The organism is Agrobacterium sp. ICMP 6402 (genome assembly GCF_009498615.1).
Classification (GTDB): domain Bacteria; phylum Pseudomonadota; class Alphaproteobacteria; order Rhizobiales; family Rhizobiaceae; genus Agrobacterium; species Agrobacterium burrii.
Genome location: NZ_QSNV01000003.1, coordinates 349,331 through 372,303 on the forward strand (window position 1 = coordinate 349,331; position 22,973 = coordinate 372,303).

Genomic DNA, 22,973 nt, shown 5'->3' on the forward strand with positions numbered 1-22,973 from the left:
CGATTCATCTTTCGTTCTTTTTCTGTTGCGCATGAGGCTCGAATCCTGCGATGAGGGCGCATGTTATTTTCTCCGCAACAGGACGAAGCGCTGAAGGCTGTTTCCCGCTGGCTGAAGGAAGGCCGGACGCCGGTTTTCCGGCTGTTCGGTTATGCCGGAACGGGCAAGACGACGCTTGCCAGACATTTCGCGGAAAATGTCGATGGCGAGGTGCTGTTTGCGGCCTTCACCGGCAAAGCGGCGCAGGTGCTGCGCTCGCGCGGGGCGACCAATGCCCGCACCATCCATTCGCTGATCTACCGCCCGCGCGGCGAAGAAACGGTGGAAGACGAGGAAACCGGCAAGACCTCGGTCGCGCCCATGTTTTCCATCAACCGCCAGAGCCCGCTTGCCAAGGCGGCGCTGATCATCATCGACGAATGTTCGATGGTGGACGAGCAACTCGGCAAGGATCTGATGAGTTTCGGCACGCCGATCCTCGTGCTCGGCGATCCCGGTCAGTTGCCGCCGATTTCGGGCGGCGGTTTCTTCACCGAGCAGGAGCCGGACTATCTGCTGTCGGAAATCCATCGGCAGGCCAAGGACAACCCCATCATTCATCTTGCCATGGATGTGCGCGAAGGCCGCGAGATCATGCGCGGCGACTACGGCACGGCGCAGGTGATTTCGAAGTCGGAGGTGACGCAGTCGCTGGTGCTGGAGGCCGATCAGGTGCTCGTCGGCACCAATCGCACGCGCCGGCGGTACAATCAGCGGCTTCGCGAACTGAAGGGCTTTTCGACCGATTATCCGCAATCCGGCGACAAGCTGGTGTGCCTGCGGAACGATCCGGCCAAGGGCCTGCTGAACGGTTCGCTCTGGCAGGTGATGAGTTCGTCGCGCGAGACGGTGAAACCGGGCATCAACCTGATGATCCGGCCGGAAGACGACGATATGGATCGCGGTGCGGCGAAGATCAAACTGCTGAAGGCGGCGTTTGAGGATGCCGAGACCGAAATTCCGTGGACCACCCGCAAGCGTTACGACGAGTTTGATTTCGGATATGCGCTGACCGTGCACAAGGCGCAGGGTTCGCAATGGAACAATGTGGTTCTCTTCGACGAGAGCTATGCCTTCCGCGACACGCGCGAACGCTGGCTTTACACCGCCATTACCCGTGCCGCAGAGACACTGACCATCGTGCGTTGAGATAGAGCATGTGCTCTATCTCCCGGTCTGCGCCTTGTCCGGATGGAAAACCGCGACGCAGTTTTCCTGCAAATGCTTTTATGCGCGGATGACGCCCAGCAGCACTGCCTTGGCGACCGCCTGAAAGCGGTTGCTGGCGTTGAACTTGCCGATGATCTTCGCCTCCAGAGCATTGAGATCGCTGCCCGAAAGGCCAAGGGCGCGGGCGAGTCGTACCGGCGCATAACCCTCCGCCATCAGTTCCAGACATTTTCGTTCGCTGTCGGTGAGGACAATGTCTCTGGCAGGACCGCGCTCGGCGCCGTCGAAGCCGTCTGTATCGCCATCGCTGACGAGCAATTCCTCGATCTGTTGGGCCTGTCGCTGAAGGGTGGAAAGCTCGGCGGTCAATTCTCTCTTCCGCTGTCTCAGCGCGGCGTGGAATATGTCGTCCGCCTCTTCCTGTGAGAGCGAGCGGACGAGTTTTTCCATGATCTCGGTAATGGCGGCAACCGAAATGCCCACTTCGCGACAGACATTGATAACGGCCATGCGCTGGACGTTGCGGTGGGTGTAGACCCGCATCTGGCCGATGCGCCTTGAGGTCAACAGCGCCTTTTCCTCGTAAAAATGCAAGGTCCGGTGCGTTACTCTGAAGATGTTGGCCATATCGGCAATGGGGACGGGTTCTGCGGGCAGGGAGGACGGCAGGCTTATATCCGGTAGAAAGCTGCTGAGCCTTAGATTGGGTTTGTCCTCGTCGCCGTGTTCAAACGGCATACGGCCATCCTGCATCGTTTCCCCCTTTTCGCTTTTTGACAGCGTGCCCGGTTTTTAAAAGACCGCCGTTGCTTGTTCCCCCACAACGGTCAGTCTCAAGACATCATGCCAAACGCTACATAAGAACCGTAACGTGTATTGTGTTTTTTCGTTCCCGCATTCCAAAAAATTTTATCGGCCTCCTTGCGGTCGGCGTCAACCTGCGTGAAACAGGATGCAGATTCCGAACCGGAGCCCGATGCCATGCCCGCAAAACTTTCCGTCAATCTGAACGCAATCGCCATGCTGCGCAACCGTCGCGATCTTCCGTGGCCGGATGTCGCGCATTTCGGGCAATTGGCACTCGCTGCGGGTGCAAGTGGCCTGACTGTACACCCTCGTCCCGACCAGCGCCATATCCGCTTTTCAGACTTGCCGGTGCTGCGCGCGTTGATTGATGACAGCTTTCCCAAGGCGGAATTCAACATAGAAGGGTATCCGACCGAAGATTTTCTCGTTCTTTGCGAAAAGACCCAGCCGGAACAGGTGACGCTGGTGCCGGATGATCCCTCGCAGGCAACGTCGGACCATGGCTGGGATTTCCGCAAGCACGACGTTTTCCTGAAGGAAGTCGTCGGACGCCTGAAGGCCGGCGGTATGCGGGTTTCGCTGTTTGCCGATGGTGACGGGGAACGCGAGCCGGTGGAACTGGCGGCTGAAACGGGTGCGGCGCGTATCGAGCTTTACACCGGCCCCTATGGCGGCTGCTTTGACGATCCGCAAAAGGGCGAGGCGCTTCTTGAGAAGCTGGGACAGACGGCGGACCATGCTGCGGCACTCGGGCTTGCCGTCAATGCCGGCCATGACCTGACTGTCGCGAACCTGCCCAGGCTGATGAAACGCATTCCTTATCTGGCTGAAGTTTCCATCGGCCACGGATTGACGGCGGATGCGCTGGAATATGGCATGGCTGAAACAGTCCGGCGTTTTTGTCAGGCCTGCGGTCAGCCTATTTCATAACCAAAGTCAATTTTTTCGCCTATGCTTTGGCTTGCGCATGCTCCGTGCGCGAGCTTTTGAAGGCAGAGACATATGCAAGAACATCATGTTGTCGTCGTGGGTGGAGGCTTCGGCGGTTTACAACTGGTACACGGGCTGGAGGGAGCCCCTGTCCGCATCACACTGATCGATCGCCGCAACCATCACCTGTTCCAGCCCCTGCTTTATCAGGTTGCGACCACGGCGCTGGCGACATCCGAAATCGCCTGGCCGATCCGCCATCTTTACCGCGACCGCAAGGAGGTAACGACCCTGCTTGCGGAAGTGACCGGCATAGACCGGGCGGCGCGGACCGTGCATTTAAGTTCGGGCCAGGTGATCGGTTTCGATACGCTGGTGCTGGCCACCGGCGCGCGCCACGCCTATTTCGGCCGCGACGAGTGGGAACGGTCCGCCCCCGGCCTCAAGACGCTGGAGGATGCGACGACAATCCGCCGCCGCCTGCTGCTGGCTTTCGAGCGGGCCGAACTTGCCACCAGCGAAGAGGAACGGCAGGCGCTGCTGACCTTCGTCATCATCGGCGCAGGCCCGACGGGTGTGGAAATGGCGGGCATGATCGCCGAACTGGCCCACAAGGCGCTGCCGCCGGAATTCCGCAATGTGGATACCCGAAAGACCCGCGTGCTGCTTGTCGAGGCCGGCCCCCGCGTCCTGCCGGTTTTCACCGAGGATCTTTCTGCTTATGCCAAGGAAGCGCTTGAGAAGCTCGGCGTCGAGGTTCTGCTCGGTACGCCGGTGACGGCCTGCAGTGATGAAGGCGTGACGGTGGGCGAGACCCATTATCCCTGCCGCACGGTTGTCTGGGCCGCCGGCGTGCAGGCGTCTCCCGCTGCTAAATGGCTGGATGCCGCCGCCGACCGGGCCGGGCGTGTCATCGTCGGACCTCACCTCAATCTGGAAGATGACGCTGATATTTTCGTTATTGGCGATACGGCCGCCGTCAATCAGGAAAACGGCAAACCGGTGCCGGGCATCGCGCCTGCGGCAAAGCAGCAGGGCGCCTATGTGGCGAAAGTCATCAAGGCCCGGCTCTCCGGCAAACCTTCGCCTGCACCCTTCCGCTACAGCCACCAGGGCAATCTCGCCACCATCGGCAAACGCGCAGCGGTGATCGATTTCGGCAGGTTCAAGCTCAAGGGCGTTCTGGCATGGTGGATCTGGGGCCTTGCCCACATCTACTTCCTGATCGGAACGCGTTCGCGGCTGGCTGTGGCGTGGAGCTGGCTGTGGATTTATCTGAGCGGCCAGCACAGCGCGCGGCTGATTACCCAGAAAGAGACGCTGAAGGACGAGGCCTGAGGGCAGGCGGATAAAGCAAAGGGCGGGAAGCATCGGCTTCCCGCCCTTTTCACTCAGTCGGTTGTCGTGACGCCCATCATGCGTCGAGCGACGCCATATCGATGACGAAGCGGTAGCGCACGTCGCTTTTCAGCACGCGCTCATAGGCTTCGTTGACATCCTTGATGTCGATCTTTTCGATTTCCGACACGATGTTGTGCTTGCCGCAGAAATCGAGCATTTCCTGGGTTTCCTTGATCGAGCCGATCATGGAGCCGGCAAGCGAACGGCGTGCCGGAATGACGGAGAAAGCATGGACGGGGATCGCATTTTCCGGCACGCCGAGCAGCACCATAGTACCGTTGACCTTCAGGAGATTGAGGTAGGCGTTCCAGTCGATTTCAGCCGAAACGGTGCAGAGGATCAGGTCGAATGTGCCTGCTAGCTTTTCGAAGGTCGAAGCGTCGCTGGTGGCGTAATATTCCTTTGCGCCCAGCTTGAGGCCGTCTTCCTTCTTGGACAGCGTCTGCGACAGGACGGTGATATCCGCGCCCATGGCCGAGCCGATCTTGACGCCCATATGGCCAAGACCACCCATGCCGACGATCGCGACCTTTTTACCCGGACCGGCATTCCAGTGGTGCAGAGGCGAATAGAGCGTGATGCCGGCGCAGAGGAGCGGCGCGGAAGCGTCGAGCGGAAGGTTGTCCGGAATGGACAGAACGTAGTCTTCCCTCACGACGATGTGGTCGGAATAACCGCCCTGCGTGGCGGTCTTGCCGTCTCTATCGACGGAGTTATAGGTTCCGACAAGACCGGGCATGTACTGTTCATTGTCGAGATCGCGGGTGGCGCAGCCGACGCAGGAATCGACGAAACAGCCGACGCCGACGTGGTCGCCGACCTTGAACTTCGTGACCTTGGAGCCGACAGCCTTGACGACACCGGCAATCTCATGGCCGGGAACGATCGGGTAGACGGCATTCTTCCATTCGTTACGGACGGTGTGGATGTCCGAGTGGCAGATGCCGGCATATTTGATGTCGATGACGACGTCGTCGTCGTTCGGCTCGCGACGTTCGAAGGTGAACGGGGTAAGCGGCTTCGACGCGTCGGTCGCAGCGTAACCTCTTGCAGTAGCCATTTGAATATCCTTATCGAGGGGTTGGGGACGGCGGAATATGCAATGGAAGTGCGGGGCGGCGTTAGAGCGATCCTCCGAGCTTTTTGCACGATCCTGCAAAAAATATGCGGGCATGCTCTTTGCGGAAGTCCGGTGGCTTTCTAGATAAGTGGCATCTGCCGCGTCTCTTCCTTCACTTAAGGGATTCCCCTCATGTCCTTGCCGTTCAATGTCTATCAGGAGATCGCCTCCATCGCCGCACGACATGCCACCCGTGACGGTGAGGTGCAGACGGCCATCGAATCCCTCGGCATCAGCCGGCGCACCGCGCCAAGCGCGCCGTGTCACGGCAGCTACCGTCCCTGTCTTGCGATGGTGATACAGGGGTCGAAAAGCGTTCAATTGGGAACGGATACCATCAATTACGGCGCCGGCGACTATCTGCTGACCTCGCTTGAGCTGCCGGTCGCCTGGCGGGTGGTGGAGGCGAGCAGGGAGGCGCCGCATTTCTGTATCGCGCTTGCCATCGACAGCGAGAAGCTGCTCGATCTCATGCGTCGCGTGCCGATCGATACGCCGACGGAGCCCGCGAATGCGCAGCGCGGTATCGTCGTTAATGCCGCCACGCCGGAGCTTCTGGATGCGGCCATCCGTCTGTTGCGTTTGCTCGATCGTCCGGCAGAGATTGCCGCCATGGCGCCCTTGATCGAGCAGGAAATCCTCTACCGCATCCTGACCGGACCAGCCGGCGGGCAGCTGATGAACATCATCGCCGCCGGCAGCCAGGGCAATCGCATCGCCCGCGCCATCGCCTGGCTGCGTGAGAATTTTGCGCGCCAGCTGCGCATCGAGGATCTTGCCGAGCATATCGGCATGAGCGTCTCGTCTTTCCATCACCATTTCAAGACGATCACGGCCATGACGCCTGTTCAGTATCAGAAGCAGTTGCGGCTGCATGAGGCACGCCGGCTGATGCTTGCAGAGCGGCTGGATGCGGGCACGGCCGGCCATCGTGTCGGTTACCAGAGCCCGTCGCAGTTCAGCCGCGAATATAGCCGCTTCTACGGATTGTCGCCGTCGCGGGATATCGACGCTTCGCGCGAGATTGCGGCTGGGTAGATGTCCATGCATGGCGGAGCGATGGCGCGTGGGGCTTACCCCCCTCTGCCCTGCCGGGCATCTCCCCCACAAGGAGGGAGATCGGCAAGCAGCTTTGGCCCTGCTTCATTCTCTGTCCTCGAGATTGGCGAAGCGTAGCGGCATATCGATCTCCCCCTTGTGGGGGAGATGCCCGGCAGGGCAGAGGGGGGTGAGCCCCACGCGCCATCGCTCCGCTACCAAGGCGCAACCGCCCAAAGATTCCCACTACGCCGCCATCCCCACCACGCCGTACCGCACCAATTCTTCTCGCCCCCGAAGAATCCGCTTGACCGCAACGCTGCCTCCGCTTAAATGGCGCTCGAACCGTACCGTACGGTACATTAATCGAGCCCCTGGAGTGGAAAGACTTGGCTTCCGACCCGATCACAGCGCAGGAATTTTCGCCGCGCCAGAACGCTGTTCTGGACCAGGCATTGCGTCTTCTGGTCGAGGGCGGCGAAAAAGCGCTCACCACATCGGGGCTGGCGCGCGCCGCCAACTGTTCCAAGGAAAGCCTCTATAAGTGGTTCGGCGACCGGGACGGCCTGCTGGCGGCGATGATCACCTTTCAGCAGAGCAAGGTCCGCACTTTCGAGAAGGCGGGTGACCGCGTTTCCGCGCCGCAGCTTGCCGATCATCTCGAGGTTTTCGCCCATGATCTGCTCGATGTGCTCGCGGGTGACGTGTCGCTGGCGCTCAACCGTCTGGCCATCGGGCAGGCGAGCCGTGACGGTTCCAAGCTCGGCGATCTTTTGCTGGAACGCGGCCGTCGCCAGATCGATCGCCGCGCCCGTGGACTGATCGAGGCGGGTCGCCGTTCCGGCTACCTGCGTTTCGATGATGCCGAAGAGGCATATCGCGGTTTTTACGGTCTCATCGTTTCGGATTTGCATGTGCGCATGCTGCTGGGCGAGGCGCCGGACAAGGATTTTTCCGCCCGGGCAAAGAAGGCGGTCGTCGCCTTTCTGACCCTCTACGGCACGGAAAAGGTACATTCGGAACTGGGTGGCAAGGTCGCTTAAGGTTCCGGTTAAGACAACAGATACAAGTATCAGGGAAGGACCATAAAATGCGCGTTTATTATGATCGTGATGCCGATCTCAATCTCATCAAGGCGAAGAATGTCGTCATCGTTGGTTACGGCTCCCAGGGCCGCGCCCATGCGCTGAACCTCAAGGATTCCGGCGCCAAGAACGTCGTCATTGCGCTCAAGGCCGGCTCGCCGACCGTCAAGAAGGCCGAAGCCGACGGCTTCAAGGTCATGACCGTTGCCGAAGCCGCCAAGTGGGGCGACCTCCTGATGATGGCGACGCCTGACGAATTGCAGGCCGACATCTACAAGGCCGACATTGCCGGCAACATCCGTGATGGCGCAGCGATTGCCTTCGCACACGGCCTCAACGTTCACTTCGGCCTCATCGAGCCGAAGGCATCGCTCGACGTCGTCATGATCGCACCGAAGGGCCCCGGCCACACGGTTCGCGGCGAATACCAGAAGGGCGGCGGCGTTCCCTGCCTCGTTGCCGTTCACCAGAACGCTTCGGGCAACGCTCTTGAACTCGCTCTCTCCTACGCCTGCGGCGTTGGCGGCGGCCGTTCGGGTATCATCGAAACCAATTTCAAGGAAGAGTGCGAAACCGACCTCTTCGGCGAACAGGTCGTTCTGTGCGGCGGTCTCGTCGAACTCATCCGCGCCGGTTTCGAAACGCTGGTCGAAGGCGGTTATGCGCCTGAAATGGCCTATTTCGAGTGCCTGCACGAAGTGAAGCTGATCGTCGACCTGATCTATGAAGGCGGCATCGCCAACATGAACTACTCGATCTCCAATACGGCAGAGTGGGGCGAATACGTTACCGGTCCGCGCATCATCACCGCCGAGACCAAGGCTGAAATGAAGCGCGTTCTGCACGACATCCAGACCGGCAAGTTCACCACCGAGTGGATGCAGGAATGGAAGGCCGGCGGCGCTCGCTTCAAGGGTATCCGCCGCAACAACGATTCTCACCAGATCGAAGAAGTCGGCGCCAAGCTGCGCGGCATGATGCCCTGGATCGGCAAGAACAAGCTGGTCGACAAGGCCGTCAACTAAGCTTCATTGTTTGGTGGAAGATATGGAGGCCGGGGCGAAAGCTCCGGCTTTTTCATTCCGGGCTAAACTACGTAACCTTGACTTTCGTCGTCAAATACGTACATAAATCTGTACATATTTCCGAAAGGCAGCTTCCATGGCAAATGTGCGATTTACGGAATTCCGTCAGAACTTCGCGACCCATTTCGACCGGGTTCTGGAGACGCGCGCTCCTCTTCTTGTCACGCGGCAAGGCAAAGAGGCGGTCGTTGTTCTTGCAGAAGGGGAATATGAAAGCATGCAGGAAACGTTGCATCTGCTATCCAACCCTGCAAATGCGTCACGGCTTCGTGCTTCCATGCAGGAGCTTGAACGTGGTGATACCGTCGAGCGGGACCCGACCGAAGAATGAAACTCGTCTGGACCACGAGTTCATGGGACGATTATGAGTTCTGGCAGAGAACCGATGCGCGCATGGTCGAGAAAATCAACGACCTTATTCGAAATGCGAAGCGAACACCCTTTTCGGGGCTTGGAAAGCCGGAGCCCTTGAAGGGCGACATGGCTGGTTACTGGTCACGGCGGATTACCGGCGAGCATCGCTTTGTCTATCGGGTGTCCGGGTCTGGAAGCGAGCAAAAGCTGGAAATTATTCAGTGCCGCTTCCATTACCAGTAGCCGCTTACTTCGGCTGGATGACGCCCTTCGTAAGGAGGAAGCAGCCATAAAACCGCGTCTCGCCAGTGGTGATGACGCAATAGGCCTGCTTCGCTTTTTCGTAAAAGGCAAAGCGTTCGATGCCATACATAGGAGCGGACTTCCCCTCGGCCGCGTCGATTTCCTTCTGCACCTCGGCCTGGACCGGCTCCAGCTGATCGGGTGCGCCCATCACTTCCATACGGCCGACCGAGGCCTGCAACGGCGTATCGAGCGGCAGGACGGACAGGATGGCTTTCATGGCGCGCGCGGCGGAGACATTGTCGATGTGTAACGCCCTGCCGACCGTGGTGTGACGGGAAACCGAATCGGACGGGAAATTGGTATCTGAGATCACCAGCGTATCGCCGTGACCCATGGCGCGCAGCGCATGCAGCACATCGGCATTCAGCGCCGCGTCGATATTTTTCAGCATGTCGTCTCACTCCCATGGATGCTTTCGCCGCGTCGCGGCGTGGCCCGCAATCCACCCGGAAAAGCTTGCCGCGTCAATCGCAAACGGAAGATTGTTAAGCTTTGCGGGAGGGTGTATTTGGCTTTGTTCGCCAAAGGCGGCCCCAAATGCCGGTCGGCTGCGGGCAATGTGCAGGGAGGCAGAAATAATTCGAAAAACTGATAAGTCAGTATTGCTGACATATCGACATTTCTGTAAAGATGCACGCATAAAAACGACACAAGAGGAAACGTACCCATGCTAGATTGGGAACAAATTTTCGCCACGCGCTCTTCGCGCATGAAAGCGTCTGAAATCCGCGAGTTGCTGAAGCTGCTCGAACAGCCTGATATCATCTCCTTTGCCGGCGGCATTCCGGACCCGGCTCTCTTCCCCGCAGAGGAATTCCAGCAGGCTTATGCGGAAATTTTTTCCGGCGCGCAGGTCAATGCAGCGCTGCAATATTCTGTTAGCGAGGGTTACAAGCCGCTGCGCGAATGGCTGGCGGGTGAGATGGCCGAGATCGGCATCGACTGCACCGCTGATAATGTTTTCATCGTTTCCGGCTCGCAGCAGGGTCTCGATTATCTCGGCAAGCTGTTCCTGTCGCCGAAGGACACGGCGCTTGTGACCTGGCCGACCTATCTCGGCGCGCTTTCCGCCTTCAACGCCTATGAGCCGAATTACGATCAGCTCAATCCGGGCGGCAACCGCACGCCGGAGGCTTATCGCGAAACCGCCGCCAAGCATGGCGGTGCGGTGAAGTTCGCCTATCTCTCGGCCGATTTCTCCAATCCGACCGGCGAGACCGTCGATCTGGCCGGCCGCGAAAAGGTTCTGGCGCTGGCCGACGAGCTTGACATCGCCGTCATCGAAGATGCCGCCTATCAGTCGCTGCGTTACGATGGCGAGGCGGTGCCGCCGATCATGGCGCTCGACATTGCCCGTTCCGGCGGCATCGAGAACACCCGCACCATCTATTGCGGCAGCTTCTCCAAGACGCTCGCACCTGGCCTTCGCGTCGGTTACATCGTCGCTTCCCCACCTGTTATCCGCAAGCTGGTGCTGATGAAGCAGGCCGCTGACCTGCATTCCTCGACCATCAACCAGATCGCCATCGAACGCGTCGCCTCGCGCGGCTTCGACAAGCAGGTGGCCAAGATCAAGGCCGCCTATAGCGCCCGCCGTAATGCGATGCTGGCCGCGCTCGACAAGTACATGCCGAAGGGCACGCACTGGACGAAACCGGAAGGTGGCATGTTCATCTGGGTCACGTTGCCGGAAGGCATGGATGGCGCCGCACTGCTGGCAAAATCCATCGCCACGGAAAAGGTGGCCTTCGTTCCCGGTCGTGCATTCTTTGCGGATGGCTCGGGTACGAACACGCTGCGCATCAGCTTCTCCTGCGCCAACGAGGCGATGATTGAGGAGGGGATGATGCGGCTGGGTCGGTTGATTACGACGGCGCAGGCGGAAACGGGTGAGGTGCTTTCGGCGATTTGATGTCGGCAGCTTACGGCAGCGACGGAGGTTGTGGTTTCACCCCCTCTGTCCTGCCGGACATCTCCCCCACAAGGGGGGAGATCGACCTGTGGCGAGGTATCGCCCATCTCAACGTTAGAGAATGAAGTGGTAAGAGAGCCTCTTGCCGATCTCCCTCCTTGTGGGGAGATGCCCGGCAGGGCAGAGGGGGGTAAGCCACAATGTCTACCTTGCTGTAGAGATCACACCCCAAAAATCCTGCCTGTCACATACATGTTATGCAAGCATGTTTAAGCGGTCCCACCAAACAACAGGGACCGACCCCATGAAAACGCTGCTCTCCGCTTTCACCGCCATCGTATCGCTCGGCTTTATCGCCACCGCTGCCAATGCCGCCGATCTGGTGCTCTATACCAGCCAGCCGAACGAGGACGCGCAGGCGACCGTTGATGGTTTCAAGGCTGCCAATCCCGGTCTTGAAGTCGAATGGGTGCGTGACGGAACGCCGAAGATCATGGCCAAGCTGATGGCTGAGATCAGCGCCGGCAATCCGGTTGCCGACGTGCTCTTGATCGCCGACACCGTAACGCTCGAGCGCATGAAGCAGGCTGGCCAGTTGCTGGCCCACAAGTCTGCCGAAGCCAAGAACATCGACGCTTCGCTCTATGATGCGGATGGCTTCTATTACTCCACCAAGCTCATCACGACGGGTATCATGTACAACACCGCTGCCGCGATGAAGCCGACGAGCTGGAAGGATCTGGCCAAGGCCGAAGCCAAGGGTCTCGTGACCATGCCAAGCCCGTTGACCTCGGGTGCGGCGCTGATCCATGCGCAGACACTTGCTGCTGCCGATGGTCTCGGCTGGGACTATTACAAGCAGCTGAAGACCAATGAAGCCATTGCCGGCGGCGGCAACGGTGCGGTTCTGAAGTCGGTCGCGTCAGGCGAAAAGGCTTACGGCGTCGTCGTTGATTACATGCCGATCCGCGAAAAGGCCAAGGGTGCTCCGGTCGAGTTCGTTTTCCCGGAAGAGGGTGTTTCGGCCGTCACAGAGCCGGTCGCGATCATCAAGGGCACCAAGCACGAGGAAGCGGCGAAGAAGTTCGTCGACTACGTGCTTTCGGAAAAGGGCCAGCAGGGCTTCGTCAAGCTCGGCTACATTCCTGTTCGTGCCGATGCCGGCATGCCTGAAGGCTTCCCGGCCCGCGACAAGATCAAGGTTCTGCCGCTCAGTGCTGCTGATGCGCTGAAGAACTCCGAACAGGACCTGAAGACCTTCTCCGATATTTTCGGCTCCAAGGGCTGATATAGCGGCATGTCCCGTTCAAGTGCCTATGGAAGCAGCCAGCCGCGCTGGCTGTTTCCTTTTGTGGTGAGTGTCGTTTTTGCACTCAGCGCCCTGCCGCTCGGCCGGCTGGCCTATACCGGTATCATTTCATCACTCAATGGTGACATATGGCGGCTTCTTGCTGATCCAGCCCTTTGGGATGCGGCGCTGAACACGCTTTCGACCTCGTTTTTCGGCATGCTGATCTCGCTGGCGATCGGCGGTGCCTTTGCGCTTGCGCTGACGCTTTGCGATATTCGCGGCAAGTCGATTTTAAGCTTCCTGTTCATGCTGCCGATGATGATCCCGCCGCAGGTGACGGCGCTGTCGTGGATCGGCATGACCGGCCCGTCGAGTACGTTGTTGAAGGCCATCGGCCTTGCGCCGCCGATGGGATCGCCGCAGCCGCTTTATTCCATTGCGGGCATCGCGCTGCTGCTCGGCGTGCAGCATGCACCGCTTGTCTATCTGTCGCTGCGCGCCGGTCTGTTGGCCCTGCCGCAGGATGGCATCGAGGCCGCCAAGCTTTCCGGTGCTTCGCCGCGGCGTGTGCTGGTCGATATCATCCTGCCGCTTTCCACGCCGGGGCTGATTGCCGGCGCGGCGATTTCTTTCGTGTCCAATGTTGGCAATTTCGGCATTCCGGCCATCCTCGGCATACCTGGCTCGATCTTTACCTTGCCGACGCTGATTTACAGCCGTTTCGCCAGTTTCGGCACCAGCACCTTCGGCGATATCGCCATCCTCTCCACCATGATCGCCATCATCTCGGTCGCCGGGCTTGCGCTTCAGGAACGGGCGATGAAGGGCAGGGACTATCGGATCATCGGCCTTTCCGGCAAGGCCGCGACGTTTGGGCTGGCGCGCTGGCGGGTCCCGGCGGAGCTTGCCCTGTGGCTTGTGCTGTTCTTCATGCTGGTTGCGCCGCTTGCCGCGCTGATGGCAAGCTCGCTCGCTCCCGCTTACGGCGTGCCGCTCAGCCTCAAGACCGTGACGCTGCATGCCTATGAGGAACTGCTCTACCGCCAGAGTGTCACCCGTACCGCCTTCCGCAATTCGCTGTTTCTGGCAACCGCCACATCGCTTTGCCTGCTGGCGGTGACGGTGCTGACCGCTTATTTTCTGGTGCGCGGCAAAAGCCGCTTCATGTTCCTGCTCTCGGCGCTGGTGGATATTCCCTATGCGCTGCCGGGCGTAGTTATCTCGGTGTCCTTCGTGCTGCTGTTCGCAGCCCCCATTCCGCTGCTGGGCTTCACACTTTACGGCACGATCTGGATCATTCTGCTCGCCTATTTTTCCTCCTTCTTCGCCGTCAGCCTGAAACCCATGGTCAGCGCCTTCCTGCAATTCGATCCGTCGCTGGAAGAGGCCGCACGGCTGTCCGGCGCCGGTTTCTGGCGGCGGCTCACGGATATCATCCTGCCGCTGGTCGGGCCTGCGGCGGGGGCGTCGGTCATCCTGGTTTTCCTGATCGCCTGCAACGAGCTGACGGTTTCGGCGCTCCTGTGGTCGGCCGGCACGCAGACGCTCGGCGTGCTCATCTACAATCTTGATGACAGCGGCAGCTTCGATCTTGCTTCGGGGCTTTCGGTGCTCGTCGTCATCATGGTGATTTTCCTCATGTTGCTGCTCGAAATTCTGGGGCGCTATCTGCCGAAAGGAGTGGTCCCTTGGCGAAACTGATCCTCAACCGCCTGTCGAAAAATTTCGGATCCGGATCGAAGCCCGCCGTCGACGACGTGTCGCTCACCGTGCGCGACGGCGGCTTTCTCGCCTTGCTCGGCCCTTCCGGCTGCGGCAAGACGACGGTGCTGCGCATGATTGCCGGTTTTGAACAGCCGACCGACGGCTCCATCCTGCTTGGAGAACGCGTGCTGGCCGATGGGGGCAGCATGGTGCCGCCAGAGCGGCGCAACATGGCGATGGTGTTCCAGTCCTATGCGCTTTGGCCGCATATGTCGGTTGCCGACAATGCCGGTTATCCTTTGAAAGTCCGCGGCATTTCGGGTGAGAAATATCGCGAAAAGGTGCGTCAGGCGCTGGCAGCCGTGCGTCTCGAAAGTTTTGCGGACCGTCGTCCTGCCGAATTGTCCGGCGGTCAGCGGCAACGCGTGGCGCTCGCCCGCTGCCTCGTTACCGAGCCTGATGTGGTGCTGCTCGACGAGCCGCTCGCCAATCTCGACCGGCATCTGCGCCAGGAGATGGAAGAGACGTTTCGCGAATTCCACATCCGCTCCGGCGCGACGATGATCTATGTCACCCATGATCAGGCCGAAGCCATGGCGCTTGCCACCGATGTTGCCGTCATGTCGCAGGGCAAGCTGTTGCAGGTGGCGGCACCGGCGGAGCTTTACGCGCGGCCGGAGGGCCGGCTGGTCGGCTCGTTGGTGGGGCAGGGGGCGATCCTGACCCTGCCGGTAGCGGAAGGGGTTGCGCGCGATCTTGACTGGACGACACTTCGGGCGGCGATGGAGAGTGGCAGACACTTGCCGCAGGCGGATATTCTCGTGCGGCCGCAGGATGTGGTGCGGGACGCGGAGGGTGTCAGCTGCACAGTTACTTCGGTTCTTTACGAGGGCGAGCGTTATGCTCTCCGTCTCGACCTGCCAGACGGGCAGGCGCTTCGGGCCTATTCCCGGGAAGCGGTCGCTGTCGGAGATCGCATGCCGGTTGCGATTCGTGCGGCGTGGCGTCTTTAGACTATTGGCTAGGCGGGGTTGGAGCGGCTAAGCTCCTATTCCAGCAACAGGAATGAAACATGTCGCTTCGGCTTGCCACCTTCAATATCGAAAATCTTCTCACCCGTTTCGATTTCACCGGTTTTCGCAACCAGACGCGGCGCGACAGGGCGATCCAGCTGTTCGATATCAGGGACGAGGCGACCTATCAGGCGCTGGAAAGCGCGCGGACCGTCTCCTCAACTGACGATACGCGCCAGCTTTCGGCGCTCGCCATAGCTGACGCGGATGCGGATATTCTCTGCCTGCAGGAAGTCGATAACATGGCCGCGCTGCAGGCCTTCGAATATGGCTATCTTTACCGCATGGTCGGCAATGGCTATCTGCAGAAATATCTGGTCGAGGGCAATGACAGCCGCGGCATCGATGTCGCCGTCGTCATGCGCGAGCAGACCCGTGATGGCGACAAGATCGAGGTGGTCGACATCAAGAGCCATGCGGCGCTGACCTATCGCAATCTCGATCTCTTCAATCCGGCGCTGGCTGCGACCAACCAGATCGATGACAAGATTTTCAAACGGGATTGCCTGGAAATCGACCTTCGGATCGGCGGCAAGCCGCTGACGCTTTACGTCACGCATTTCAAATCCATGACCAATTCCCGCGACCCCGTCGATGCCCGGCTCGCCACCATGCCGATCCGCGAGGCGGAAGCCATGGCCGTGCGCCGTATCATCGAAAACCGCTGGGGTGTCGGCAATACGCGCAACAAGAATTTCGCCATTTGCGGCGATATGAACGACTATCAGGAGCGTGTGGCGATTTCCGGCGACCGGCGCAACGGCTATAGTTTTGCGCCCGTTGAGGAGGCGAGGAGCGCGCTCGATGTCTTCACCGCCGATGATTTCGTCACCAATCCGATGCTGCGCCGCGATGTCATGGATCGCTGGACACTCTACCATTCGCGTGGGCCGCAGGAGCAGCACCTGTGCCAGCTGGATTATATCTGGCTTTCACCGCGTCTGGCTGAAATCAATGCTACAAGGGCTCCTGAAATCATCCGGGCGGGCCAGCCGTATCGCACCATCTTTCCGCCGGGGCAGGAGGTGGAGCGTTATCCGCGCACCGGCTGGGATCGGCCGAAGGCTTCCGACCATTGCCCTGTCGTGATGACGCTGGACCTGATCTAGAGAATTTCTGCGTCTCTTCAAAACGTGAAAGTGCTATAACTATTTGTTTTTAAGTTTTTTTCCAAAATAAAAGCGATTCCGTTTTTAGTGGAAATGCTTTAGCCGCCGGCAGCATACCGATTGATGCCGGCTATCCGTTGGCGACCTTTGGAAAATAGGTGGCCCAGACTCGGTTGCGGCCGGCGCGCTTGGCTTCATAAAGCCGGTCGTCGGCGATTGCGATCAACTCGTCCCAGCTGCTTATCGCCCGCGCTTCCTGCCACACAACGCCAAAGCTTGCCGTCAGCGACAGGCCGCTCTGCTCATCGATCATCTGCGCTTCGATCAGGCGGCGAAGGCGGTCGGCGGTTGCCGTCGCGGTGGCGTGGCTGACGTCCTGCAGCACGACGACGAATTCCTCACCGCCGTAACGGGCCAGAATATCGTTCTTGCGCAACGCACTGCGCAAAAGCCCCGCGGTCTTTTGCAGCGCGAGGTCGCCCATGGCGTGGCCATAACGGTCGTTGATCGATTTGAAGTGGTCGATATCGACAATCATCACGCCGAGCGACTGATACTGTTCTTCGCCGCTCAATATGGCACGAACGGCCCGTTCCAGCGCACGGCGATTGAAGACACCCGTCAAGGCATCGGTTTCAGAGAGCGTGCGCAGCTGTTCTGCCAGCGCGCGCTGCTGGTTTTCCATTTCGCCCTTCTGGCGAAGCTGCTCACGCAGGAAATCAAGTTCCTCGAACATCTTCTTCACTTCCGGGGCAACCCTGTCTTCACAACGGGTTTCGGAAAGGTCACCGGCGGCGATCGCGGCGATCTGCGCCCGGACGGATTGCATGGGCTGGAACAGCATCGTTCGATAGACCGATGTGAGCCGCAGCAGAACCAGAACCGCGAAGGCGGCGAGCAGAAGGGATGCTCCGCCAAAGACCAGAGCCTCGTTCTTCCTTTTTTCGAGCCTTGCCCGGGTTTCGGAGAGGATGAGATCGCGCAGGGCATCGGACGAGCGCATGCCGGCAATATAGTTCCTGGAGAATTCAAGAATGCCCGGCTGGGCGGAGGGTATGGCTATCACGATCGTATTCTGCGCGTAACGCAACGCCTGACCGAAATAATAGGTCTCCATATCCTGAAACGCCTTGTCCAGTTGCGGCGTCGACAGATAGGCGGCGGTGTAGTTGATCAGCGACGCTTTCAGCGACAGCAGGCTCTGCATCTCATTATCGAATTTGGCGCGATAACCCAGCTTTTCCTGCCTGTTTGCCCGCAGGCTCATCACCACATAGGAGCCGAGTCGGCCGATCCTGTCACGCATCACGCCGGCGGTGCCGGTCATCGCGATGTCGATCGCCACGTCGGGCGTGACCTTGATGACGGCACGTGCCACTTTGCCGCGCAGCAGGTTGACGCTATCAGCCGCCTTGAACATCGATAAAATCGCGTTGGACATGGCGCTTTGGCTGCGTGTGGAAGGGGGGGACGCGGCAACGCGATCCACCGCTTCGCGGGATTGCGCCAGTTTCTGGCGGGTTTCGGCAAGTGATTTGGCGAATTCAGGCTGGGCCTTGATTTCCTCGGTGAAGGAAACTTCAAGTTCCGACAACTTGTCATCCGTCGCCTTGCGTGCAGCTGCAAGTCCCTCGACCAGCTTCGGATCGGGGGCGGGTGCGCCCATCAGATTGTTTGCAGGGCCGCGCTCGGCCGAGATCAGCCATGCGGACTGAAGGGCGGTTTCGAAACGGGTGAGCTGGGCGGCATTGGTGCGGTAACGCAGATAATTGGAGACACTTGGCACCGCGGCGAGAGTGGCCAGCAGGATTGAACTTGCGGCGATGACGATCGTGCCTGTCAGCTGTATTTTCTGTATGCTCGCGCGCATCTGAGGCGTAATTCTCACTGCAATGGTTATGTTTCATCGCCATCTTACCGGCGCTGCGTAAATACTTCGCTTATTTTCCGGGCCTTTGCCGCGATGATAGTCCAGGGGACGATGAGCGCAGGTGATGTGGAAAAGATGTTCGCTGATGCCGTGTCATCAGTTTTTGCTTTACACCAAGTCAGAATCTGATAGTTGGCAAGGCACTGGATTGCCCTTGTAGCTCAGTTGGTAGAGCACCTGATTTGTAATCAGGGGGTCACGAGTTCGAACCTTGTCGGGGGCACCAGTATTTTCAATAGCTTGAACCTGCCCCCATCCGCACTTCCGTTGCTTTTCCGGACCGCATCTACCGCTTGATGTGGTAAAGCTTGTGCACGATCGACCAGTTGCCTTCGTGTTCCAGCAGGGACAGGTATTCGTAAAAATCCATGCCATCGAAACTTGTAGTCAGCTTCACCGAGGCGCTGTCGCCCTCCTTGTCTATGCCCATGATTTCGAAAGTGGGGTCGTGATCGGGCAGGCCGCGTTCGTTTTTTCGCATCTGGTCAACGAAGTCCTCCAGAGACAGCCATTCGGTTTCGCCTTCGAAGGTGCCGACGATGTTGGCGCGTGGATCGAAAACGTCACGCATCCGGCCCTCATCGGCATAGGCCATGGCGTGCACATAGTCCGTGACGGTCTGGGTAATGGTTTGCGGCATCGGATCATCCCTCCCTTCAGATCCAAAAGCCGAGCTTACACCCGTTGGTGAGTTTCCACCATAACCTCCTGAAAACGCGCTCCTTACGCCTTCGCAAAAGTGTTTTACGGTGGCCTGCCACAAAGGCGACGCGTGGAGTGGCGGCATGTTTTGCTGTCGCTTTCCACAATTTTGTCCCGCCTGTAACTATAGTCGCCTTGGGTCCGACAAATTTCGGCATCATGGGCTTTTCCGCCGGTCGTCCTGCGGTGCGCCATGAGGCTTTTATGTGGGCTTTGCCGGTTTAACCGCCGGTGCGGGGTGCCGCGCGGGGTGGATTTGGCCTATGATCCGCCCGCAGGTCTTGTGACGGTGGTATCAGGCATGCGGGTAACAGTTTGCGTTTGAAGGTGTTTTTGTGATCGATCCCTATGTTTTGCTTGGCGTGGAGCGTGATGCCGACGAGGCGGCGATCAAGTCGGCCTATCGCAAGGTTGCCAAGGCGGCCCATCCCGACAGCGGTGGCGATACCGATCAATTCGCCCGCCTGCAGACGGCCTACGAGCTTTTGAAGGATCCGGTGCGCCGCAAGGTGTTCGACGATACCGGTTACGATCCACAGCTGGCCGACGCCAAGGACCTGAAGGGCCTGCTGATGCTGGAAACACTGGTCAACGAGTTCATTCTGGATGAGCGCGAACCGGGAAGTTTTGATCCCGTGGCGGCCATGCGCCGCAAGCTGACCGACGATATTCTCAAAAGCCGCTTCCATATTCTCGAACTCGAACGGCACCGCACGCGGGTTCGCAAACACATGGATCGTCTCGGCCGCAAGCCGGAAACCGATGTGCTGAGTTCCATGCTGCGCGCCCGCAGCCAGTCGATCGCCGAAGCCATCCGCAATGCGGAAGCTCAGATCGAGGCAATCGAGCAGGCCTATACGATGCTCGAGGGTTATTCCTATGAGCTGGAGACCATGGTGCTTTCCGAACCGCTGCTGAAGGGCGAGGCGGCGGAATAATCGCTCTTCAGGGGCCGTTGACCAGTGCGAGAATGAGCTTGTGCACCCGCCCGCCGGGGGACAACTCGTCGCGGTCGAAATCACGGCCGCGCTGGCGCTGCTCGTTGGAAAGCTCACCCAGCCGTTGCTGCAGGACAACGCGCACCTTCTGGCATTTCGGATCGTTTTCTGCCCTCAGGCCAGTGCTGAAGGCTTCGATTTTCTGCACCATGTCGAGGATATGGTCACCATGGACGCGCTCATGGGTCTCGACGCCGGAAATGAAGGTTTTCCAGCTGGCGGCAACGGCGGATGGCAATTGCGCCGGCGCTTTCGGCCAGGTGTAGATGATGGTGAGATTGGGCCTTGCTGTGGCCAGCACACAGGCGCCATCCGGCTGCGGACGATAATCCCGACGCCAGGTCAGCTTGAAGGTCGTGTGGGCGATCGCCTGTACACCGGCGGTCGGGCCGCGTTCGCCGATCGACTGGTACAACGCACCGCCGGTATTGCCGCTGATGGCATAGGTTTTTATCTGCTCTGCGGGTTTCCAGCCGGTCGATTGCGCGGACAGCGGAACGGCGCTTAGCAACATCATGACGGTGCTGGTAGTGAGGGCGGAGACGATTTTGGCGGGCACGCATGGATCCTTGGTGATTTGCGAGCCGAAGATAGGCGAGAGGCGGGCTGTCAGGCAAGGGTCTGTGCGATGGGAGTGCCAGATGCCTGGCCGGAATATAACGCATGAAAAACCCCCGCGATGACGGATCGCGGGGGCAAGCTTGCGACTGCAGGGGTAATCAGTCGTCCAGCTTGTCGTAGTCGAGCTTCGGCGCATTTTGCAGCGCTTCCTTGGTGGTGTCGACATAAGCCTTCCAGGTGCCGTTGTCGTTGTGGACCGCGACGGAGGCCGGGTCGAGCACCACGTAGCTCTTGTCTATGCCGAGGAAGCCACCGACGCTGGCCACAAGGCCAATCACCGACTTGCCGTCGCCAATGACGACATCCTCGATTTCGCCGATGTTTTCATTCTGGGCGTTATAGATGTCGAGACCGTCGAGCTGGGAGGCGGTGAGATCGGTCTTCTGGACATTCACGAACTTCAGCGGGCCGTTGGCCTTGGTGCCCATGGTGATGCCGGGACCCGACAAAGCGGCGTCCGCGCCGGCGGCAGGAGCCGTGGTTGCCGTCTGGGCAAATGCCACGGAAGAGGATAGCACTGCCGCGGCAGCGAGCGCGATGACCTTGATTTTCATGATGTTTCTTCCCTTTGTATGCTGAACATTGCGTTCGGGGAGGAAACGGTGAAGCGCGAATTTGGTTCCGCGTGGGAGGACGTGAAAATTTGGTCTATGCTGAAAGATGAAACAGTCGCGAGGCAGGCCGGGAGCGGCGGCGCGGTGAAATCGGGAGGGTGTCATGGCAAAAACGACGGTGGCGATAGCTGCGGAGGAGATTGCAGCATCGGACTTCATTGACCGGAAGATCGTGGAGCTTGGCGACTGGCGGGGCGACATGCTCGCGCATGTCCGCGCGCTGATCAAAAAGGCAGACCCGGAGGTGATTGAAGAAGTGAAATGGCGCGGCGTGCCGGTCTGGTCGCATGCGGGCATTCTGTGTACCGGTGAAACCTACAAGAGTGCAGTGAAGATGACCTTTGCGAAGGGGGCTTCACTCGCCGACCCGGCGGGTCTGTTCAATTCGAGCCTTGAGGGCAATATGCGGCGGGCAATCGATTTTCACGAAGGGGACGTGGTGAATGAGGAAGCGCTGATGGCGCTGATCCGGGCGGCGGTGGAGTTGAACCTGTCGGTAAAAACCGGGAAAAAGCGGGCTGGGAAATGATCAGGCAGTAAGAAGACAAGCGGGTTCCTCAATCTTGCGCGACATCCGCCGCCTTGTCCCATTCGCTATCGATGAACTTCAGCGCGTCGATGATGGAGACCTTCCACACCGACCAGACGTGATCGCCATCGGTCACCCGCAGCTCGGATTTGCGCTTGTCGGCCTGTAGTGTCTCATGCAGGGCGATAGCGCCGCGCCAGAGGAAGAAGCCGTCATCGTCGCCGACGGTCAGATAGGTGGCGGGCAGATCCTGGCTTTCGGCGACGTGTTGTGCGACGAGGGTGAAGACGTTCTTTTCATTAAAGAGCCTTGCATCGAAAGGCGTGCCGAAGGCGCCGGAGAAATGGTCGCCGGTGGAGGGCAGCACGATGCCGCTGGTGACGGTGGTGCGGTCGATGCGGTGAAAGAAGGCACTGTCTTGAATGAGCTTGAGTTCGGCGGGTGTCTTGTCGAGATCGGAGGCGGGCACGTTCTGCCAGATCGCGCCCGACAGGCTGGCGACGGCGCCATAGAGGTCTTCGTGACCATAGGCCAGATGCAATGCGCCGAAACCGCCCATGGAGAGGCCGGCAATGGCGCGGCCTTCTCGATCCTTGCGCACCGGCAGGGTTTTTTCGATCTGGTGGCGCAGATCGCCGGTCAGGGCAGTTTCGTAGTCGCCTGGACCGCCAACGGCGGCGGAATCGACATACCAGCTGTTTTTGACACCGGGCATGACAACCACCACCGGGCGGATGGCGCCTGCCGCGATCAGGGTATCGAGCGTCTTTTCGATATTGCCAAGATCGCGCCAGCTGTTCTGGTCGCCATCATGGCCGTGCAGGAGATACAGCACAGGCCAGCCGTTTTCCGGCGGCGCGCCATCCGGGCGGTAGATGTTGACGGCAAGCGGTGCGTTGAGGGCGGCGCTCTGGAAAGTGGCATCCTCGATCTGGCCGGACAAGGCTGGTCCGCAGGAAAACAAAAGGCAGAAGGCCGCCAGATTTTTTCGATGCATGCCGTGTCTCCCTGCCGCCATTTCCAGACGATAATCAACATCGCGGGAACCGCGTGGTCTGGGCATAATGTTGCGGTAATGCTCTCCTTGCAAGTTTGCGGGCGATCTAATGGCTTCAGCTTCGGAAACCTCGATGCGGCGGTCGTTCATATCGCGCC

Annotated in this window: 23 protein-coding genes and 1 tRNA gene; 16 read left to right on the forward strand and 8 right to left on the reverse strand. The window is 59.5% G+C overall.

Going from position 1 to position 22,973, the window contains the following annotated elements; all coding sequences use genetic code 11:
* The first annotated feature begins 60 nt into the window (after positions 1 to 60).
* Positions 61 to 1,188: an ATP-dependent RecD-like DNA helicase gene (locus DXT96_RS12835; RefSeq protein WP_153515092.1), complete on the forward strand. Its 1,128-nt coding sequence runs from the start codon at positions 61 to 63 to the stop codon at positions 1,186 to 1,188.
* Between the two features lie 78 nt (positions 1,189 to 1,266).
* Here the strand turns inward: DXT96_RS12835 and DXT96_RS12840 are convergent, their stop codons facing one another.
* The gene (locus DXT96_RS12840; RefSeq protein ID WP_153515093.1) at positions 1,267 to 1,962 is read right to left on the reverse strand and encodes a MerR family transcriptional regulator; all 696 of its coding nucleotides are present in this window, start codon (positions 1,960 to 1,962) and stop codon (positions 1,267 to 1,269) included.
* 228 nt (positions 1,963 to 2,190) lie between these two features.
* Between DXT96_RS12840 and DXT96_RS12845 the strand changes: the two genes are divergently transcribed.
* On the forward strand, positions 2,191 to 2,946 hold the full coding sequence (locus DXT96_RS12845; RefSeq protein WP_149900241.1) for a pyridoxine 5'-phosphate synthase: 756 nt from the start codon (positions 2,191 to 2,193) through the stop codon (positions 2,944 to 2,946).
* 72 nt (positions 2,947 to 3,018) lie between these two features.
* Positions 3,019 to 4,284, forward strand: coding sequence for an NAD(P)/FAD-dependent oxidoreductase (locus DXT96_RS12850; RefSeq protein ID WP_149900242.1), 1,266 nt, complete (start codon positions 3,019 to 3,021; stop codon positions 4,282 to 4,284).
* Between the two features lie 76 nt (positions 4,285 to 4,360).
* On the opposite strand, the gene DXT96_RS12855 is transcribed toward DXT96_RS12850, so the two are convergent.
* Positions 4,361 to 5,407, reverse strand: coding sequence for an NAD(P)-dependent alcohol dehydrogenase (locus DXT96_RS12855; protein WP_149900243.1), 1,047 nt, complete (start codon positions 5,405 to 5,407; stop codon positions 4,361 to 4,363).
* 192 nt (positions 5,408 to 5,599) lie between these two features.
* Here DXT96_RS12855 and DXT96_RS12860 point away from each other — a divergent pair, with 192 nt between their 5' ends.
* The 5 genes from DXT96_RS12860 to DXT96_RS12880 all read left to right on the forward strand — a co-directional run bounded on the left by DXT96_RS12860 (position 5,600) and on the right by DXT96_RS12880 (position 9,272).
* Positions 5,600 to 6,505: an AraC family transcriptional regulator gene (locus tag DXT96_RS12860; protein WP_149900244.1), complete on the forward strand. Its 906-nt coding sequence runs from the start codon at positions 5,600 to 5,602 to the stop codon at positions 6,503 to 6,505.
* A 389-nt stretch (positions 6,506 to 6,894) separates the two neighbouring features.
* Positions 6,895 to 7,548, forward strand: coding sequence for a TetR/AcrR family transcriptional regulator (locus DXT96_RS12865; RefSeq protein WP_110760222.1), 654 nt, complete (start codon positions 6,895 to 6,897; stop codon positions 7,546 to 7,548).
* Between the two features lie 47 nt (positions 7,549 to 7,595).
* Entirely contained in the window at positions 7,596 to 8,615 is a 1,020-nt protein-coding gene (ilvC, locus tag DXT96_RS12870) for a ketol-acid reductoisomerase (RefSeq protein ID WP_149900245.1), read from the forward strand.
* Positions 8,616 to 8,751: 136 nt separating this feature from the next.
* Positions 8,752 to 9,006 (forward strand): type II toxin-antitoxin system Phd/YefM family antitoxin, encoded by a 255-nt coding sequence (locus DXT96_RS12875; protein ID WP_142840208.1) that lies wholly within the window; start codon positions 8,752 to 8,754, stop codon positions 9,004 to 9,006.
* Complete coding sequence (locus DXT96_RS12880) at positions 9,003 to 9,272, forward strand: Txe/YoeB family addiction module toxin (RefSeq protein WP_149900246.1); 270 nt, start codon at positions 9,003 to 9,005, stop codon at positions 9,270 to 9,272. Before DXT96_RS12875 ends, DXT96_RS12880 begins: the two co-directional genes overlap by 4 nt.
* A 4-nt stretch (positions 9,273 to 9,276) precedes the next feature.
* On the opposite strand, the gene DXT96_RS12885 is transcribed toward DXT96_RS12880, so the two are convergent.
* The gene (locus tag DXT96_RS12885; RefSeq protein ID WP_153515094.1) at positions 9,277 to 9,726 is read right to left on the reverse strand and encodes an RbsD/FucU family protein; all 450 of its coding nucleotides are present in this window, start codon (positions 9,724 to 9,726) and stop codon (positions 9,277 to 9,279) included.
* Between the two features lie 276 nt (positions 9,727 to 10,002).
* On the opposite strand from DXT96_RS12885, the gene DXT96_RS12890 reads away from it, so the two are divergent.
* The 5 genes from DXT96_RS12890 to DXT96_RS12910 all read left to right on the forward strand — a co-directional run bounded on the left by DXT96_RS12890 (position 10,003) and on the right by DXT96_RS12910 (position 16,424).
* A complete protein-coding gene (locus DXT96_RS12890) occupies positions 10,003 to 11,247 on the forward strand; it encodes a PLP-dependent aminotransferase family protein (RefSeq protein ID WP_153515095.1) in 1,245 nt (414 codons plus the stop codon).
* A 304-nt stretch (positions 11,248 to 11,551) separates the two neighbouring features.
* Entirely contained in the window at positions 11,552 to 12,535 is a 984-nt protein-coding gene (locus DXT96_RS12895) for an ABC transporter substrate-binding protein (RefSeq protein ID WP_153515096.1), read from the forward strand.
* 9 nt (positions 12,536 to 12,544) lie between these two features.
* Positions 12,545 to 14,239: an iron ABC transporter permease gene (locus DXT96_RS12900; RefSeq protein WP_153515097.1), complete on the forward strand. Its 1,695-nt coding sequence runs from the start codon at positions 12,545 to 12,547 to the stop codon at positions 14,237 to 14,239.
* Positions 14,227 to 15,255 carry an ABC transporter ATP-binding protein gene (locus DXT96_RS12905; protein WP_153515098.1) on the forward strand — a complete coding sequence of 343 codons (1,029 nt, stop codon included), beginning with the start codon at positions 14,227 to 14,229 and terminating at the stop codon, positions 15,253 to 15,255. Before DXT96_RS12900 ends, DXT96_RS12905 begins: the two co-directional genes overlap by 13 nt.
* Positions 15,256 to 15,314: 59 nt before the next feature.
* On the forward strand, positions 15,315 to 16,424 hold the full coding sequence (locus DXT96_RS12910; protein ID WP_153515099.1) for an endonuclease/exonuclease/phosphatase family protein: 1,110 nt from the start codon (positions 15,315 to 15,317) through the stop codon (positions 16,422 to 16,424).
* Positions 16,425 to 16,554: 130 nt separating this feature from the next.
* Here the strand turns inward: DXT96_RS12910 and DXT96_RS12915 are convergent, their stop codons facing one another.
* The gene (locus tag DXT96_RS12915) at positions 16,555 to 18,294 is read right to left on the reverse strand and encodes a GGDEF domain-containing protein (RefSeq protein WP_153515100.1); all 1,740 of its coding nucleotides are present in this window, start codon (positions 18,292 to 18,294) and stop codon (positions 16,555 to 16,557) included.
* A gap of 210 nt (positions 18,295 to 18,504) precedes the next feature.
* On the opposite strand from DXT96_RS12915, the gene DXT96_RS12920 reads away from it, so the two are divergent.
* Positions 18,505 to 18,580, forward strand: a tRNA-Thr gene (locus DXT96_RS12920).
* A gap of 60 nt (positions 18,581 to 18,640) precedes the next feature.
* Here DXT96_RS12920 and DXT96_RS12925 read toward each other — a convergent pair.
* A complete protein-coding gene (locus tag DXT96_RS12925) occupies positions 18,641 to 18,994 on the reverse strand; it encodes a nuclear transport factor 2 family protein (protein WP_153515101.1) in 354 nt (117 codons plus the stop codon).
* A 397-nt stretch (positions 18,995 to 19,391) separates the two neighbouring features.
* On the opposite strand from DXT96_RS12925, the gene DXT96_RS12930 reads away from it, so the two are divergent.
* Positions 19,392 to 19,994: a J domain-containing protein gene (locus DXT96_RS12930; protein ID WP_371418856.1), complete on the forward strand. Its 603-nt coding sequence runs from the start codon at positions 19,392 to 19,394 to the stop codon at positions 19,992 to 19,994.
* A 7-nt stretch (positions 19,995 to 20,001) separates the two neighbouring features.
* Here DXT96_RS12930 and DXT96_RS12935 read toward each other — a convergent pair whose 3' ends face one another.
* A complete protein-coding gene (locus DXT96_RS12935; protein WP_153515139.1) occupies positions 20,002 to 20,571 on the reverse strand; it encodes a DUF922 domain-containing Zn-dependent protease in 570 nt (189 codons plus the stop codon).
* 202 nt (positions 20,572 to 20,773) lie between these two features.
* Positions 20,774 to 21,229, reverse strand: a complete 456-nt coding sequence (locus DXT96_RS12940) for a PRC-barrel domain-containing protein (RefSeq protein WP_046798139.1) — start codon at positions 21,227 to 21,229, stop codon at positions 20,774 to 20,776.
* 163 nt (positions 21,230 to 21,392) lie between these two features.
* On the opposite strand from DXT96_RS12940, the gene DXT96_RS12945 reads away from it, so the two are divergent.
* Positions 21,393 to 21,818: a DUF1801 domain-containing protein gene (locus DXT96_RS12945; RefSeq protein WP_153515102.1), complete on the forward strand. Its 426-nt coding sequence runs from the start codon at positions 21,393 to 21,395 to the stop codon at positions 21,816 to 21,818.
* Between the two features lie 28 nt (positions 21,819 to 21,846).
* On the opposite strand, the gene DXT96_RS12950 is transcribed toward DXT96_RS12945, so the two are convergent.
* Positions 21,847 to 22,815 carry an alpha/beta hydrolase family protein gene (locus tag DXT96_RS12950; protein WP_153515103.1) on the reverse strand — a complete coding sequence of 323 codons (969 nt, stop codon included), beginning with the start codon at positions 22,813 to 22,815 and terminating at the stop codon, positions 21,847 to 21,849.
* Between the last annotated feature and the right edge of the window lie 158 nt (positions 22,816 to 22,973).